This is a genomic window from Kaistia defluvii (genome assembly GCF_026343955.1).
GTDB lineage: Bacteria > Pseudomonadota > Alphaproteobacteria > Rhizobiales > Kaistiaceae > Kaistia > Kaistia defluvii.
On sequence record NZ_JAPKNI010000004.1, the window covers coordinates 331,043 to 347,324 of the forward strand.

12 protein-coding genes are annotated in these 16,282 nt (G+C 60.9%); 11 read left to right on the forward strand and 1 reads right to left on the reverse strand.

Going from position 1 to position 16,282, the window contains the following annotated elements; all coding sequences use genetic code 11:
* Positions 1-304 precede the first annotated feature (304 nt).
* The 11 genes from OSH10_RS12550 to OSH10_RS12600 all read left to right on the forward strand — a co-directional run bounded on the left by OSH10_RS12550 (position 305) and on the right by OSH10_RS12600 (position 13,412).
* Positions 305-1,399 carry an HlyD family secretion protein gene (locus tag OSH10_RS12550; protein ID WP_266332100.1) on the forward strand — a complete coding sequence of 365 codons (1,095 nt, stop codon included), beginning with the start codon at positions 305-307 and terminating at the stop codon, positions 1,397-1,399.
* Positions 1,396-4,185, forward strand: a complete 2,790-nt coding sequence (rbbA, locus tag OSH10_RS12555) for a ribosome-associated ATPase/putative transporter RbbA (protein ID WP_266332101.1) — start codon at positions 1,396-1,398, stop codon at positions 4,183-4,185. The genes OSH10_RS12550 and rbbA overlap by 4 nt, the downstream gene beginning before the upstream one ends.
* A 3-nt stretch (positions 4,186-4,188) precedes the next feature.
* The gene (locus tag OSH10_RS12560) at positions 4,189-5,301 is read left to right on the forward strand and encodes an ABC transporter permease (RefSeq protein WP_151610438.1); all 1,113 of its coding nucleotides are present in this window, start codon (positions 4,189-4,191) and stop codon (positions 5,299-5,301) included.
* A gap of 77 nt (positions 5,302-5,378) precedes the next feature.
* Entirely contained in the window at positions 5,379-6,419 is a 1,041-nt protein-coding gene (adhP, locus tag OSH10_RS12565; protein ID WP_407660709.1) for an alcohol dehydrogenase AdhP, read from the forward strand.
* A gap of 33 nt (positions 6,420-6,452) precedes the next feature.
* Positions 6,453-7,094 (forward strand): CBS domain-containing protein, encoded by a 642-nt coding sequence (locus OSH10_RS12570; protein ID WP_192799861.1) that lies wholly within the window; start codon positions 6,453-6,455, stop codon positions 7,092-7,094.
* A gap of 368 nt (positions 7,095-7,462) precedes the next feature.
* A complete protein-coding gene (locus OSH10_RS12575; protein ID WP_151610441.1) occupies positions 7,463-8,893 on the forward strand; it encodes a YfcC family protein in 1,431 nt (476 codons plus the stop codon).
* Between the two features lie 12 nt (positions 8,894-8,905).
* Positions 8,906-10,132 (forward strand): arginine deiminase, encoded by a 1,227-nt coding sequence (arcA, locus tag OSH10_RS12580; protein ID WP_151610442.1) that lies wholly within the window; start codon positions 8,906-8,908, stop codon positions 10,130-10,132.
* Positions 10,133-10,144: 12 nt separating this feature from the next.
* The gene (gene argF, locus OSH10_RS12585) at positions 10,145-11,146 is read left to right on the forward strand and encodes an ornithine carbamoyltransferase (RefSeq protein WP_266332105.1); all 1,002 of its coding nucleotides are present in this window, start codon (positions 10,145-10,147) and stop codon (positions 11,144-11,146) included.
* A 1-nt stretch (position 11,147) separates the two neighbouring features.
* Entirely contained in the window at positions 11,148-12,053 is a 906-nt protein-coding gene (arcC, locus tag OSH10_RS12590; protein ID WP_266332107.1) for a carbamate kinase, read from the forward strand.
* Positions 12,054-12,173: 120 nt separating this feature from the next.
* On the forward strand, positions 12,174-12,533 hold the full coding sequence (locus OSH10_RS12595; protein ID WP_266332108.1) for a hypothetical protein: 360 nt from the start codon (positions 12,174-12,176) through the stop codon (positions 12,531-12,533).
* Between the two features lie 12 nt (positions 12,534-12,545).
* Entirely contained in the window at positions 12,546-13,412 is an 867-nt protein-coding gene (locus OSH10_RS12600; protein ID WP_266332109.1) for a universal stress protein, read from the forward strand.
* Positions 13,413-13,430: 18 nt separating this feature from the next.
* Here OSH10_RS12600 and OSH10_RS12605 read toward each other — a convergent pair whose 3' ends face one another.
* A complete protein-coding gene (locus OSH10_RS12605; protein WP_266332110.1) occupies positions 13,431-16,274 on the reverse strand; it encodes a cation-translocating P-type ATPase in 2,844 nt (947 codons plus the stop codon).
* Positions 16,275-16,282: the final 8 nt, after the last annotated feature.

The following is a 16,282-nucleotide window of genomic DNA, read 5'->3' on the forward strand; positions in this document are numbered from 1 at the left end:
AGAACGCTCCAACAAAACCGCATCTCGCGGCGGCTTCCCAAAGTATACGCCTCGCTTACATGAGGAAAATCAGGTTCAAGGCCTGCCTTGACGACCAATGGCAGGCCCCTGTTGCCCTTGTCAGACTTCGAGAATTTTTCAGTGATCGCATCAGATCGAACTTTCATCGGCAATCCGGTTGGGCAGTCGTGACGTCTCGCGTCCGCCCAAGGGCGTTTGCGCCACCAAATCAGGCTTCTCACTATGACAATGACCTTCTGCACTTTGACATCAGATCGTTTCCGCGGCGAAGCCCAGCTCGCTTATGCAACCGCGCAGGGGGAGCCCGCTCGTGAAATCGCTTAAAAGCTGGATCATTGCGATCGTCGTCATTGCCGGTGTCGCCGGCGCCTATTACGCCCTGCGCATTTACGACCCATCCGGTCTGCCGGCCGGAATAGCCGGCGGAAACGGCCGCATCGAAGCGACCGAAATCGACATCTCTACAAAGACGGCGGGACGCATCAAGGAGATCCTGGTCGATGAAGGCGCGTTCGTCAGCGTCGGTCAGGTTCTCGCCGTCATGGATACACAACAACTCGAAGCGCAGCGCAAGCAGGCCGAAGCCTCGCTGCAGCGCGCCGCCATCAGCGTCGATACCGCCCGAAGCCTTCTGTCCCAGCGCGAAGCGGAACGTGAGGCTGCCGCCGCGGTGATCGGCCAGCGGGAAGCCGAACAGGATGCCGCGGAACGCAAACTTGCGCGCACCGAGCAATTGATCCGGACCAACACGACATCGCAGCAGACGTTTGACGACGACCGCGCGTCCGCACAGAGAGCCCGTGCCGCCGTCGCGGCCTCAAAGGCGTCCCTTTCCGCTTCAGAGGCAGCAATCGGCGCCGCCAAGGCCCAGATCGTCGATGCCGAGGCGTCCGTCGTGGCTGCCCAGGCTGCTATTGAAAGCATTGTTGCCGATATCAACGACAGCACGCTGAGATCACCCCGTGAAGGGCGCGTGCAATACCGCGTAGCCCAGCCGGGTGAAGTGCTGTCGGCTGGAGGTCGGGTCCTCAACATCGTCGATCTGAGCGATGTCTATATGACCTTCTTCCTGCCCACCGAGCAGGCGGGCCGCATTCCTTTAGGATCGGATGTGCGTCTGGTTCTCGATGCCGCGCCCCAATATGTCATCCCAGCCAAAGCGAGTTTCGTTGCGGACGTGGCTCAGTTCACGCCAAAAACGGTCGAGACGGAGGAGGAACGCCAGAAGCTGATGTTCCGCGTCAAGGCGAAGATCTCCCCGGAACTGCTCCGCAAGCATATCGAATACGTTAAAACCGGACTTCCGGGAATGGCCTATATCCGCATCGCGCAGGACGCCGAATGGCCCGCCCATCTCACCGAGGCCCTCGTGCAATGAACAGGCAGCCGTCACGAGAGCAGCATGATAAGGAACCGCTTCCAGCCGTGGTGCGGCTGACGGATGTCAGCCTCTCTTATGGCAAGACGGTAGCACTCGACGGCGTCAGCCTCGACGTTCCCGCAGGGATCATGGTCGGGCTGATGGGCCCTGACGGTGTCGGCAAATCCAGCCTGCTGAGCCTGGCCGCTGGGGCCCACAAGGTCCAGGAAGGCTATGTCGAGGTTCTTGGCGGCGACATCGCCGACAAGAAGCATCGTGAACGGACATGCCCGCAAATCGCCTATATGCCGCAGGGACTTGGCAAGAACCTCTATCCGACCCTCTCGGTCTTTGAAAACATCGACTTCTTCGGACGCCTGTTCGGCCAGGACAGCCACGAGCGCAAACAGCGCATCAAAGATCTGCTTGAGCGCACCGGACTTGCTCCCTTTCCGGACCGGCCGGCCGGAAAGCTGTCCGGCGGCATGAAGCAGAAGGTCGGGCTGTGTTGTGCGCTGATCCACGATCCGGACCTGCTGATCCTCGACGAACCGACGACCGGTGTTGATCCGCTGTCGCGACGCCAGTTCTGGGAACTGATCGACGATATCCGCCGAGACCGCCCGTCGATGAGCGTGATCGTCGCGACCGCCTATATGGAAGAGGCGCAACGCTTCGACTGGCTGGTCGCCATGGACGGCGGAAAGATTCTCGCGACAGGCACGCCCGACGAGCTGCTCGCCTCCACCGGAGCGGCGAACCTCGATGCGGCGTTCGTCGCTCTTTTGCCGGAGGAAAAGCGACGCGGCCACCATGAAGTCGTCATTCCGCCCCGCCCAGCCGGCGGGGAGACGGAATTCGCCATCGAGGCCGAGCACCTGACCATGCGTTTTGGCGACTTTACAGCCGTCGATGACGTCAGCTTCCAGATTCCACGCGGCGAGATTTTCGGCTTTCTCGGCTCGAATGGCTGCGGCAAGACCACCACCATGAAAATGCTGACCGGTCTTCTGCCGGCGAGCGAGGGAACGGCGAAGCTGTTCGGCCACGAGGTCGATCCCAACGACATCGAGGTCCGCCGCCGGGTGGGCTATATGAGCCAGGCATTCTCGCTCTATACCGAGCTTACGGTTCGCCAGAACCTGGACCTGCACGCACGTCTGTTCAATCTGCCGCCCGAGAAGATCCCAGCGCGCATAGAGGAGATGGCGGAGCGCTTCGATCTTACCGGCATCATGGATTCTCTACCCGACGCATTGCCGCTCGGAATTCGGCAGCGGCTGTCGCTCGCTGTCGCCATGATCCATGCGCCCGACATTCTGATCCTCGATGAGCCGACCTCCGGCGTCGACCCCGTGGCGCGCGACGGCTTCTGGCAAATCCTGTCCGACCTGTCGCGCAAGGACGGCGTCACCATCTTCGTATCGACCCACTTCATGAACGAGGCCGAGCTTTGCGACCGCATTTCCCTCATGCACGCCGGCAAGGTGCTCGTCAGCGATACGCCGCGCGGCATTATCGAGAAGCGTTTCTGCGAGACGCTGGAGGAAGCCTTCATTTCCTATCTCGAAGAGGCCATCGGCGAACAGGCTTCACCTGCGTCCGCGCCAACCGCGCAGCGTGAAGAGGCGGATGAAGCTGTAGCGCGCCCCCCCGCGGCTTCATCCGCCAACTCCGTCTTCAATCTTCGCCGGATGTTCGCCTATACGCAGCGCGAGTCGCTCGAACTGCGGCGCGATCCTATTCGCGCGACGCTGGCGATCCTCGGCAGCGTCATTCTGATGTTCGTCATTGGTTTTGGCATCAATATGGACGTGGAGAACCTTTCCTTCGCGGTGCTCGATCGCGACGACACGACGATCAGCCGCGACTACACGCTTCAGATCGCCGGATCGCGCTATTTTACAGAGAAAGCGCCGATCACGGATTACAACGACCTCGACCGTCGGATGCGCAAGGGTGAACTCAGTCTGGCGCTGGAGATCCCGCCCGGTTTCGGGCGCGATGTCGCGCGCGGCAGGAAAGTCGAGATCGGCGCCTGGATCGACGGCGCGATGCCGGCGCGCGCCGAGACGGTGCGCGGCTATGTGCAGGGGATGCACCAAACCTGGCTTACGCAGAAGGCGCGCGAACTCTATGGGGACGCGGCGACCGTCGGGGATTTCCAGGTCGCTCTTCGATACCGCTACAATCCGAGCGTGGAAAGCCTGAAGGCCATGGTGCCGGCGGTCATCCCGCTGCTGCTGATGATGATACCCGCCATGCTGGCCGTGCTGAGCGTCGTGCGTGAGAAGGAACTTGGATCGATCATCAACTTCTATGTGACGCCCGTGACGCGGCTCGAATTCCTGCTCGGCAAGCAACTGCCCTACATTGCGCTCGCCATGCTGAACTTCTTCATGCTGACGGGGTTCGCGGTCTTCATATTCAGGGTGCCGCTGACCGGCAGTTTTCTGACATTGACCGCTGCCGCACTTCTCTACGTCACGGCGGCGACCGGGCTTGGCCTGCTGATCTCCACCTTCATGAACAGCCAGATCGCCGCGATCTTTGGGACCGCGCTCATCACGCTCATTCCGGCCGTCCAGTATTCCGGCATGATCGATCCGGTCTCCTCGCTGCAGGGTGCGGGCGCCTTTATCGGCCAGGTTTATCCAACGACCTATTTCGTGACGATCGCGCGCGGAACGTTCTCGAAAGCGCTCGAATTCAAGGATCTGGCCGCCTCCTTCATTCCCCTGCTGATCGCTGTTCCGGTTCTGCTCGGAAGCGGAGTGGCGCTCCTCAAGAAACAGGCGGGCTAACCCATGCGCTTGGCGAATATCGCTCAGCTCGGCGTCAAGGAACTGCGCGGCCTCGCCCGCGATCCGATGCTTGTGATCCTGATCCTCTATGCCTTCACCCTGTCGATCTACACGGCGTCGACGGCCATGCCGGAGACGCTCAACAAGGCTGCCATCGCCATCGTCGACGAAGATCAGTCGCCCGTCTCCTCCCGCATCCTGACGGCCTTCTATCCACCCTATTTCTCCATTCCGACTCTCATCTCGCCGCACGAGATGGACAAGCGCATGGATGCAGGCATCGACACCTTCGCGCTCGACATTCCGCCAAACTTTCAGCGCGACTTGCTCGCCGGGCGGTCGCCGACGATCCAGCTCAATGTCGATGCGACCCGCATGTCCCAGGCGTTCAGCGGCGGGGGGTATATCCAGTCGATCGTCACCAGCGAGGTCAGCGAATACCTCAATCGCTACAGAGGCGGAACGGAGGTTCCCGTCGATCTCGCATTGCGCGCACGGTTCAATCAGGAACTTGACAAAGGCTGGTTCGGTGCCATCAACAACGTGATTTCGTCGATCACCATGCTATCGATCATCCTGACCGGCGCCGCTCTTATTCGTGAACGCGAACACGGAACGATCGAACATTTGCTCGTGATGCCTGTCACGCCGGTCGAGATCATGCTGAGCAAGATCTGGTCGATGGGGCTGATCGTGCTTATCGCATCGGCGATCGCCATCATATTCGTTGTGCAAGGCGTCCTCAAAGTCCCAACCCAGGGCTCGGTAACGCTGTTCCTGACCGGTGCAGCTTTGCACCTGTTCGCCACGACGTGCATGGGCATATTTCTCGCAACGGTCGCTGGGTCCATGCCGCAGTTCGGCCTGTTGCTGATGCTCGTCCTGCTGCCGTTGCAGGTCCTGTCAGGCGGCGTCACGCCCCGCGAGAGCATGCCTCAGGTCATCCAGGACGTCATGCTGGCCGCGCCGAACACACATTTCGTCATCCTCGCCCAGTCGATCCTGTTTCGCGGGGCGGGCCTCGATGTGGTGTGGCCGCAGTTGCTGGCGCTCGTTTTGATCGGGGCGGCACTGTTCGTATTCGCGCTGCGCCGCTTCCGAAGCTTCCTACGATAGGAGCGGGTACTCTGCAGTGGACCGAACCGCTCGATCGAAGGGTAACAACTATAAATCCGTATCAGGAGATAATGACCATGCAAGAACTGATGAAAGCTGCGGTCGTTCATGAATTTGGGAAACCGCTGACCATCGAAAGCGTCCCGATTCCAGTGCCGGGCCCCGGGGAACTGCTGGTTAAGGTCATGGCGTGCGGCGTCTGCCACACGGACCTGCATGCTGCTTCCGGCGACTGGCCGGTCAAGCCATCGCCGCCCTTCATTCCCGGCCACGAAGTCGCCGGCACGGTTGCTACCATCGGCCCGGGCGTCACGGATTTTGAGATCGGCGATGCCGTCGGCATCGCATGGCTCCACGATGCGTGTATGCGTTGCGAACACTGCGAAACGGGCTGGGAGACGCTCTGCGAACATCAGCACAATACCGGCTACAGCTGCGACGGAGGCTTTGCGGAATACGTGATCGCCAACGCCGCATTCGCGGCAAGATTGCCTGACAACGTTGATTTCAAAGCGGTCGCGCCCATTCTGTGCGCCGGGGTCACGACATACAAGGGGCTCAAGGAAACCGAAGTGCGCCCCGGCCAGTGTGTGGCGATCTCGGGCATCGGCGGGCTGGGACAGGTTGCGATCCAGTATGCGAAAGCCATGGGGTTGAAGGTCGTTGCGCTCGACGTGTCGCCTGAAAAGCTCGCTTTGGCCAGGCAAACCGGCGCCGACCTGGCTCTTGATGCGCGGTCATCCGACGCGGTCGCCGAGGCCGTTCAGACAACAGGCGGCGGAGCCCATGGCGTGCTCGTCACGGCCGTATCGCCGCCAGCGTTCTCACAGGCACTCCAGCTCGTTCGGCGAAAAGGTACGGTCGCCCTGGTGGGATTGCCCCCCGGTGAATTCGCGACCCCCATCTTCGACGTCGTGTTGAAGCGGATAACAGTGCGTGGCTCAATCGTCGGCACGCGCCGGGATCTCGACGAGGCCATCGCCTTTTTTGCCGAAGGCAAGGTCAAGGCGCATGTCACCGCTGCGCCCCTCGAAGACATCAACCGGATATTCGATGACCTGAAGGCCGGCCGTATCGAAGGCAGGATGGTTCTTGATATGGCCGTGACGACGGCCTGACCGCACTCGATGCCGGGCCTAAAGGAGGCGAGTATGATTACGTCTGACATCATGACGCGCGATGTTGCCACGATCAGTGTGGATGCTCACGTGCGTCATGCCATTTCCCGGATGCTGGAGCGAGGTGTCAGCGGTCTGCCGGTGACGGATGGTGATGGCAACCTTGTCGGGATCATTACGGAAGGCGATCTGATGTCCCGCAGGGAGATCGGAACGACCTTGCTCGACAGGCAGGACCATCCGATGACTGATGAACAGGATCTCGCAAACTACATTCATTCCAACAGCTGGCGCGTCGCCGACGTCATGACAGCGAAGGTCAGGACCGTGGAACCTGGCACGCCGTTGACCAAGTTGGCGCAAGCGATGCTCACCCTCAACGTCAAACGGCTTCCCGTGATCTCGAATGGTGCGGTTGTGGGTATCGTCAGTCGCCGCGATCTCCTGAGGGCAACATCCTTTTCCGGAATCGAACAGATTGCGCGGGGAGATGAAGGCATCAGGGTTGCAGCGTCGGCGCGCATCCGCAACGACCTCGGCTTCGGCCCTGAGCTACTTCAGGTCGATGTCAATGAGGGGACGGTGACGGTTGTGGGAGCGGACTTGACGGAACTTCAGCTGCGCGCTGTGCAATGCGTCGTGGAGGGAATTCCGGGTGCGAGTTTTTCCCAGTAAGCGGCCTGAGGTACCGAGGTCGTTGCTTACCGGCACCTGGAAACGGCGCGCGGTAGTCCGCACCGACTAAGAAATATCTCAAGAAAACGAGGCGTGCCCGAACACACCCGCAGGGTCTGTTCTACTGGATTGGGCGGCGAAAGCTTACACTAAACGCACCAGGGGCTCCCAGCAGAAAGGCAAGATCGCACCAAATCGATCTTGATGGTCATCAGTTGTTGACTCCCTGTGATCAATCAGCCTAATAATTGGCCAATTGTTCCATCGCCAGCCGTCAAAGCGCGATGATGCCTCTCGTTGTATGACGATACTTGCAGCGGAGCGCGCGAAATTCATTGCAGATTTCGGTATTTCCGTGGAGGGGGTAAATGAGCATTGACACAGACGCATCCAAGGAAGGCAGCTTCCGGTTTCCGACAGCCTTCACCATCCTGTTCGGCCTGATCGTTCTGGTCGCGGCGCTGACATGGATCATTCCAGCCGGTCAGTATACGCGCGTCCAGAACGCTGCCTTGAACAAAGAGGTTCCCGTTGCGGGAACGTATGCTGCCACCGAGTCGGCGCCCCAGGGAATCGTTGAGGTCTTCATGGCGCCGATCCGCGGGTTCTACGATCCCGCTGCCGGCACGGCAAATGCCATCGACGTCGCTCTCTTCGTCCTGGTGATCGGTGGATTCATTGGGGTCGTGACCGCCACCGGCGCCATCAACGCCGGTATCGAGCGAGCCATGAGGGGTCTGAAGGGCCGCGAGAAATGGATGATCCCATTCCTGATGGCGTTGTTCGCCTTTGGCGGCACGACCTACGGCATGGCCGAGGAGACACTCGCGTTTTATATGCTTCTGATCCCGATCATGATCGCGGCGCGCTATGATGCAGTAACCGCCGTTGCCATCATCCTGCTGGGAGCGGGCGTCGGCGTTCTCGGCTCGACCGTCAATGCGTTCGCCACTGTCATCGCTTCGGATGCCGCAGGCGTGCCGTTCACCCAAGGGCTCGTGCTGCGTATCGTCATCCTTGGCCTTAGCTGGCTTGCCTGCGTTGCCTATGTAATGCGCTATGCGGAAAGGGTGCGGCTCGATCCCACCAGATCGCTGGTCTACGACATGAAGGCTGACAACGAGAGACATTTCCTCAGCACGCATCATGATGGAGCCGAGTTCACCACGACCCACAAGCTGGTGCTTGCCCTCTTTGCTCTCACCTTTGTCGTGATGGTGTGGGGAGTGCTCAAGGGCGGCTGGTGGATGGGCGAAATGAGTGGCCTGTTTCTCGCGTCCGCCATTGTGGTCGGCCTCATAGCCCGAACGGGTGAGAAGAATTTCACGGATGCCTTCGTCAATGGCGCGCGCGACCTTCTCGGTGTCGCCCTGATCATCGGTCTGGCGCGCGGCATCGTTGTCATCATGGATGCAGGCAAGATCACCGACACCATCCTGCACTGGGCCGAAGGCTCTGTCGCTGGCCTGGGCAAGGTCGCCTTTATCAACGTGATGTACTGGCTTCAGGTACTGATGTCATTCTTCGTGCCCTCTTCATCGGGTCTTGCGGTTCTGTCCATGCCGATCATGGCACCGGTCGCGGACTTCGCCGGCGTCGGCCGCGACCACGTCGTTACCGCTTACCAGTCCGCCAACGGCCTGGTGAATCTCATCAACCCGACCTTCGCGGTCGTCATGGGAGCGCTCGCCATCGGCCGCGTGCCCTACGAGCGGTGGTTGCGCTTCATGTGGCCTCTGCTGGTGATCCTCACCGTCATCATCCTGGCGAGCCTCAGCGTCGCCACCGTCATCGCATAAAGGAGATTTCCAATGGCCCTCACCTATGGCGTTCACTCGGAGGTCGGAAAGCTTCGACGTGTTCTGGTCCACCGGCCTGGCGCAGCACTGGCCCGCCTGACCCCTTCCAATTGCCATGAACTGCTTTTTGACGACGTCATCTGGGTCAAGCAGGCTCGCGTCGAGCACCTGACATTCGTCGACGCCATGCGCCATCGCGGTGTCGAAGTTGTCTTCCTTCGGGAGATGCTGGCGGAAACGCTGCAGATCCCAGAGGCGCGCCAATGGCTCCTTGAACGACGTGTCACGGACGACACCGTAGGCGTTGGTTTTGCCGACGATCTGAGGGCGCATCTGATGGAAATCGAGGCGGACGCACTTTCGCTTATCCTGATGGGCGGCCTGAGCAAGGCGGAGTTGCCGATCGAGAGCGGCGGCCTGCTCTCGGAGACCTTGCGCCCGGAGGACTTCATCCTGCCGCCGCTACCTAATCACCTGTTCACACGCGACACGACCTGCTGGATTTATGGCGGCGTCACGCTCAATCCGATGCGCTGGAATGCGCGCAAGCTCGAAACCGTCAATATCGCTGCCATTTACCGCTTCCATCCGGATTTCCGCGATGCCGGCTTCCCGGTCTGGTGGGGCGATCCCGACAAGGACCACGGCCTCGCCACGCTGGAGGGCGGCGACGTCATGCCGGTCGGCAAGGGAACCGTTCTCATCGGCATGGGCGAGCGCACGACACCACAGGCGGTCGGTCAGCTTGCGCGCTCCCTGTTTGCGCAGGGCGGAGCGGAAAGGGTGATCGCCTGCAAACTGCCGATCGAGCGAGCGTCCATGCACCTCGATACCGTCTTCAGCTTCTGCGACCGCGATCTCGTGACGCTCTTTGCGGACGTGGCGCACAAGATCGAACCCTATTCCATCCGCCCGGGCGAGAGCGAAGGTACGCTCGACGTGCGCAAGGAAGAGCGGCCGCTTGTCGAGGTCGCCGCCGAGGTGCTGGGGCTGAAGCAGTTGCGCGTGGTCGAGACGGGTGGCGACGCTTATGTGGCCGAGCGCGAGCAATGGGATGATGGCAACAACGTCGTGGCGCTCGAACCTGGCGTCGTCGTCGCCTACGACCGCAATACCTATACCAACACGCAACTACGCAAGGCGGGCGTCGAAGTGATCACCGTACCGGGCGCCGAACTCGGCCGGGGACGTGGCGGCGGTCATTGCATGACCTGCCCGCTCGTCCGCGATCCAGTTTGAAGGAGGTCTGTCATGCCCGTGAACCTGAAAGGTCGCAGCGTCCTGAAACTGCTCGACTTCACGCCCGATGAGATCCGATTCCTGCTCAAACTGTCAGCCTCGCTCAAGCAGGCGAAATATGGCGGCTACGAAGAGCAGCGCCTCAAAGGCAAGAACATCGCGCTGATCTTCGAGAAGGATTCGACGCGTACGCGAACCGGCTTCGAGGTGGCCGCTTATGACCAGGGTGCCCATGTCACCTATCTCGGCCCGACCGGCACCCAAATCGGCAAGAAGGAGTCGATGAAGGACACTGCACGGGTCCTCGGTCGCATGTATGACGGCATCGAATATCGCGGCTTCGGGCAGGAACAGGCCGAAACGCTGGCGGCCTATGCCGGCGTCCCGGTCTATAACGGACTGACCGACGAGTTTCACCCAACGCAGATTCTCGCTGATTTCCTGACCATGCGGGAATACACACGCAAACACCTGTCGCAGATCAGTTTTTCCTTCCTTGGTGATGCCGGAAACAATATGGGTAACTCGCTGCTGGCGGGTGCGGCGCAGATCGGCATGGATGTGCGCCTTGGCGCACCAAAGGCCTGCTGGCCCGAGGACGATCTGGTGCGGCAGTGCCGGGAGATCGCAGCCAGGACCGGCGCCAAGATCACCCTCACCGAAGACCCCGCCGAAGCCGTCAACGGCTGCGATTTCGTCTACACCGATGTCTGGGTGTCCATGGGCGAACCGGATTCGGTCTGGAAAGAGCGCATCGAACTGCTCACACCCTATCGCGTCACCGCCGAGATCATGGCGGCGACTGGCAATCCGCATGCGAAGTTCATGCACTGCCTGCCCGCCTTCCACAATCGCGAGACCGAGATCGGCGAAAAGATCTTCCGGCAATACGGCATCGACAGCATGGAGGTGACGGAAGAGGTCTTTGAATCGGAAGCCTCCATCGTCTTCGACCAGGCCGAAAACCGGATGCACACGATCAAGGCCCTGCTTGTCGCCACGCTGGGGTCCTGACATGAGGATCGTGGTAGCACTGGGAGGCAATGCGCTGCTCAAGCGCGGCGAGCCGATGACAGCCGACGTCCAACGCGCAAATGTTCACAAGGCGGCGATCGCCCTGGCGGATCTGGCGCGCGATCACGATATCATCGTCGCGCACGGAAACGGGCCACAGGTCGGACTTCTCGCGCTCCAGGCGGCGGCATTTACGGATGTCGATCCTTATCCTCTCGATATTCTCGGGGCGGAAAGCGTCGGCATGATCGGCTATCTCGTCGAGCAGGAGTTGGCCAATACCATGCCTGCTGGATCAAGGATCGCGACGCTGCTGACCCAGATCGAGGTGAACCGGGACGATCCAGCCTTCGCACTGCCGGAAAAACCCATAGGGCCGGTCTATAACGAGGAAGAGGCGGCCAAGGCGAAGAAGGCACATGGCTGGCCGATGGTGGAGGAAGCGCAAGGCCGATGGCGGCGGGTCGTGCCCTCCCCGCTACCCGCGCGCATCACCCAGATCGAGACGATCCGGCTGCTCGTGGACGCCGGCGTCACGGTCATCTGCGCCGGCGGCGGCGGCATCCCCGTGGCGCTTGACGAGAATGGCATGCTTCATGGCCTTGAGGCCGTCATAGACAAGGACAGAGCGGCGGGGTTGCTCGCCAATGCGCTCGGCGCTGACGCTTTCCTGATGCTCACCGACGTGGATGCGGTCTATCAGGGCTGGGGCACAGCGGTGTCGCGACCGATCAGGAAAGCAGAGCCCGACGAACTGGACAGTCGCGTTTTTGCTGCCGGATCCATGCGGCCGAAAGTGGAGGCGGCGTGCGCCTTTGCAAAAACGGGCGGACTTGCTGGTATTGGCCGGCTTGAAGATGCGCGAGGGATTCTTGAGGGGCGCCAGGGCACATTGGTCAAGCTATAAGCGGAAAGTTTTCAAACAAGCGCCCGACTAATTTTCAGGGGAGGTTTTGGCAGGTTCTCCGCCGCTCGTCAAAGCGGTTTGAACTCACGTGCTGACGCATAGGTCGCAAGGAGGAGTAAAGTGTCGAACACTGGACAAACGGTAATCGGATTGGACCAGGCGGTTGCGCTGGTGGTGCCGCGGGAAATACGGGACGCTTTGTTCATTGCCGCCGCTCATGCCTGGAATACCGGCGAGGTTTCATTCGATCATGAGCTCGCCAAGGCTGTCGATGCCGTGGCGGACGTCCTTGCCCTCTCACGCGACGACGTTGTCGAAATGATGATACAGGAATGGTTGCACGCCTCGGAGGGTTTCGTTTCGATCGAGGACAGGCCGAGCAAGACTTTCCGACCTTCGCGCATTCGTGCTGGTGGGCAGGCTCCCATTCCTGCACAGCAGCCGATTGATGGTGAAGGGCGAGTTGTTCGCGGACTGTAGCTGAGGAAGATCATGAAGCACCGCCATCCGAAGCATATCATATTCGCAACGGATTTCTCGGCCCGATGTGATCGGGCACAGGTCCGCGCCATTCAGTTAGCTCTACAGTGGCAGGCCCGGCTGACTGTGATCCATGTCATCGAAAGCGACGATGGACCTCTCGAACAGCGGGAAATGCAGGCCCTTCCCCGCGCCGTTGCGCACAGCTCTACCCTCCTGCGTGAGGAGCTTTCGGCCATTGACGGGCTCAACAGTGCGGTCGTCATCAGACGAGGTCGTCCCATTGTCGAAATCAACGAAATAGCTTCATGGGATAAGACCGATCTGATCGTCACGGGTATATCGCGAAACGAATTCGACGGTCGGTCCTTGCTTGGGAGCACGCCGACGTCACTTCTACGGGAGAGCAGACTGCCTGTGCTAGTGGTGAAAAAGAAGCCAGGCGACACACGCGACCGAATTGTCGCCGCAATCGACCTGTCGCCTGCAGCGTCGGGTGTGCTCGAAACCGCTGTCAGGTTCTTTCAACCCGAAAGCCTCGTTGTTTTCCATGCGTTCGAGCCACCGTTCAAAAACTGGGTTGGCGACAAGGAAGCCTACAGCCGGCAGTTCTCGAAAGATGCCGTCAAGCAGGCCAGAATACTATCCAACCAATTTACCCAACGAGGTGGAGTTTGTGACATTCAAATCGTCACGCTCGAGGGCGATCCTGCGCGGCAGCTGGCCGTATATGTCGATGAGAACGACATTGATCTGGTCGTGGCCGGGACAGATGGGAGGCATGCCATCATGAACTTGTTTGTTGAGAGTGTCGCAGGGCAAATTCTTCATGAAGTTCAGTGCGATATCCTGATAGTTCCAAGTCATGCGCAAAACTGAAACCAGAAGCCATATCAATCAGGCGGTAATGGCATTCGGGCCAGACGGATGGTACCGGCGGCTGATCCACTTGCGGATTTCGCTGAACCAAAGAACGCTGCTGCTCATCGCCACACAGAACAGCCATTGATCCAGCGAAAGTGGCAGCGTTCCGAAGGCGGTGTTGAGGAAGCTCAGATTGACGACGGCGATCTGTAGGACCACAGACAGGCCGACGGCCGCCCAAAGCCATTTGTTGGAAAACAGATGGCTGAACGCGCTCTTGAATTCCGATCGGGCGTTGAAGCAGTTGAACAACTGAGCGAACACCAGCACCGTGAACGCCGCTGTGCGCGCCCGCTCCAGGTTCTGCGAGCCTTCTATCAGTCCGCTGGGCAGATAGAAGTCGATCGTCAGCAGCGTCGCCAGCGCCATCACCAGGCCGGTTCCGGCGACGCTTCGCCACATCCGGGCATCGATCGCATGCTCGTCGGGTCTGCGGGGCGGACGCGCCATGACACCGTCGTCCTGCGGGTCGATCCCCATTGCAAGAGCAGGACCGGAATCGGTTATCAGATTGATCCAGAGGATCTGGGTCGCCAGCAAAGGCAGCACCAGTCCCCCGCCTCCGACGTCGGTCAATCCAATCACGCCGGCTCCGACGACGCCGAGAAAGACGGTCAGCACCTCTCCGATGTTGGACGATAGCAGGTAGCGCAGGAATTTCCGGATATTGTCGAAGATCCCGCGTCCTTCACGCACAGCCTCGACGATGGTGGCGAAATTATCGTCGGCCAGGATCATCCTCGCCGCCTCCTTCGTCACCTCGGTTCCGGTGATCCCCATGGCGACGCCGATATCGGCGGCCTTCAGCGCGGGCGCGTCGTTGACGCCGTCCCCCGTCATCGCCACCACATTGCCGTCGGCCTGAAGGGTATCGACGATACGCAGCTTGTGCACGGGCGCCACGCGGGCATAGACGGAAGTCGTGCGGACCGCAGCAGCGAAGGCGGCCTCGTCCATGGCGTCGAGCTCGGCACCGGTCAGTGCCCGCGCGCCATGATCGACGATTCCCAGCAGCGCGGCTATGCGCGATGCGGTGCGGGGATGGTCGCCGGTGATCATGATGACGCGGATCCCGGCGCGCCGGGCCTGCGATATGGCGACCGCCGCCTCCTTCCGGGGCGGATCGATGATCCCGACGGTCCCCACGAAGATCAGATCATGCTCCAGACCCTCGCCGTGCTCGATGCCTTCGGTGTCGGCCATCGGACGATAAGCGACTGCGAGAGTTCGCAGGGCCTCGTCGGACAACCGGTCGACGTCAGCGGTGGCGCGCGCACGCTGCACGGCGTCGAAGGGGACCACGTCCATGCCGACCCGCACATGCGTGCAACGGGTCATCAGAACATCCGGCGCGCCTTTCGCGATCAGGACACGCGCGCCGCCATGTTCATGGTCGCGCTCGACCGTCGACATCATCTTGCGGTCCGAGCTGAAGGGGATCTCGGCGATGCGTTCGAAGCGGCGCTTTCGGCGCTCGTCGATGCCGAGCTTGCGCTCGGCGACAAGGAACGCGGCTTCGGTCGGGTCGCCCTGGATCTCCCAAACTCCCGCCTGCCCTTGATTCAGAGCGGCATTGCCTGCCAGGCTGCCACCGCTCAGGACGACGATCTGCTCGGCGCGCATGGCCGCGCTAGGAGCCTTACCGTCGTCAACCTCCAGATCGCCGAAAGGCGCATAGCCCACACCGCTGACACGGGTGCCACCCGATGCTGTCATAATGTGCTCGATCGTCATCTCCGACCGCGTCAGCGTTCCGGTTTTGTCGGAGCAGATGATCGAAGCCGAACCGAGTGTCTCCACGGACGAGAGCGCCTTGACCACCGCCTTGCGGGTCGCCATGCGTTGGACGCCAAGTGCAAGCACCAGCGACAGGATGGCGGGAAGTCCTTCGGGGACCGCTGCTACGGCCAGCGAGACCCCCATCAGCAGCACGGAAATGACGTCCGATGGGCCATCGATGTCGGAGACGAGCAGCACAGTCGCAACGACGATGAGAGCGATCGCGATCACCGCAGTGCCAAGCGCGCGGCCAACTCTCGCGACCTCCTTTTGCAAGGGGCTGATATCTTCCTTACTGGCGTCGAGCATTTGAGCAATCGCGCCGATTTCGGTCTGCATCCCCGTCGCTGTGACGATGGCGCGTGCGGTTCCCTGGGCGACTGCCGTGCCTTTGAACACCACGCAGAACCGCTCGGCCAGCGGCGCAGGCTCACGCAGCATGGCCGCATCCTTGAGGACAGCCTCGCTTTCGCCGGTAAGCGAGGCTTCCTGAATTCGAAGGCTTGCGGCGCTGATCAACCTGCCATCGGCGCCGACGGCGTCTCCTTCCTCGAGCAGCATGATGTCGCCTGGCACGAGATCCGCGCTGGGAATGCGGATTCGCTCGCCGTCGCGCAGAATGGAGGTGTTCGCGGCTGTCATCCGTGCCAGCGCGGCGACGGCATTAGCCGCCTTGGCTTCCTGCACAAAGCCGAGGATGGCATTGGCCAGAACCACCATGGCTATGAGGACCGCATCGATCGGCCAGCCGTGGCGGCCTTCTATGACCCAGGCCGCCAACGCTATGATAATCGCTCCGAGCAGCAGATAGACCAGTGGATCCTGAAATTGCGCGAGCACGCGTCGCCAGACCGGGATCGCCTTGGCTGTCCGCAATTGGTTGTGGCCATATTCCGCAAGCCGCCGCGCGGCTTCCGCTTTCGTCAGACCGCGCTCGGCATGGCTGGCAAGAACGTCTACGACATCCGCAGCAGCATTTAGCGAATAGTCGGTCGGCGCCGGGATTACGGCTCCAACTGGATTTACATCGCCCTTCATCCGGCATT

Bases quoted from the DNA above. Each gene is read 5' to 3' on its own strand.
- OSH10_RS12550 (WP_266332100.1), top strand. From the start codon at position 305: ATGCAACCGCGCAGGGGGAGCCCGCTCGTGAAATCGCTTAAAAGCTGG.
- rbbA (WP_266332101.1), top strand. From the start codon at position 1,396: ATGAACAGGCAGCCGTCACGAGAGCAGCATGATAAGGAACCGCTTCCA.
- OSH10_RS12560 (WP_151610438.1), top strand. From the start codon at position 4,189: ATGCGCTTGGCGAATATCGCTCAGCTCGGCGTCAAGGAACTGCGCGGC.
- adhP (WP_407660709.1), top strand. From the start codon at position 5,379: ATGCAAGAACTGATGAAAGCTGCGGTCGTTCATGAATTTGGGAAACCG.
- OSH10_RS12570 (WP_192799861.1), top strand. From the start codon at position 6,453: ATGATTACGTCTGACATCATGACGCGCGATGTTGCCACGATCAGTGTG.
- OSH10_RS12575 (WP_151610441.1), top strand. From the start codon at position 7,463: ATGAGCATTGACACAGACGCATCCAAGGAAGGCAGCTTCCGGTTTCCG.
- arcA (WP_151610442.1), top strand. From the start codon at position 8,906: ATGGCCCTCACCTATGGCGTTCACTCGGAGGTCGGAAAGCTTCGACGT.
- argF (WP_266332105.1), top strand. From the start codon at position 10,145: ATGCCCGTGAACCTGAAAGGTCGCAGCGTCCTGAAACTGCTCGACTTC.
- arcC (WP_266332107.1), top strand. From the start codon at position 11,148: ATGAGGATCGTGGTAGCACTGGGAGGCAATGCGCTGCTCAAGCGCGGC.
- OSH10_RS12600 (WP_266332109.1), top strand. From the start codon at position 12,546: ATGAAGCACCGCCATCCGAAGCATATCATATTCGCAACGGATTTCTCG.
- OSH10_RS12605 (WP_266332110.1), bottom strand. From the start codon at position 16,274: ATGAAGGGCGATGTAAATCCAGTTGGAGCCGTAATCCCGGCGCCGACC.